Raw genomic sequence first — 288 nt, forward strand, 5'->3', positions numbered from 1 at the left:
TTTGGCTAAACCGTATTTATTTAAGCAATGGCCTGTAGAGCAAGACGATTTACCCTTTGAATTTTTTATGAATCGCTTTCGTCTATTTGAGGCTTGCCCAAAAAGTGATTTACATGCACTTACAAATTTATCGCTGCAGAGCCAGTCTGAGGCCTTGAATAAAGCGATAAATACAGGCTTACTAATCGATATGAATAGTCATTGGCAGGTAAGCCAAAAAGGTCATCGTTTTTTGAATGACCTGCTAGAATTGTTTGTGTAGCTGAAAAGGGGTAAACCAATTACAGC

General features: G+C 38.2%; 1 pseudogene. It reads left to right on the forward strand.

The features are described from left to right. A pseudogene (locus ACO0K4_RS19745) lies at positions 1–262 on the forward strand (hypothetical protein); the annotation flags it as partial. Between the last annotated feature and the right edge of the window lie 26 nt (positions 263–288).

Origin of the sequence: Undibacterium sp. RuTC16W (assembly GCF_049339445.1) — a bacterium.
Classification (GTDB): domain Bacteria; phylum Pseudomonadota; class Gammaproteobacteria; order Burkholderiales; family Burkholderiaceae_D; genus Undibacterium.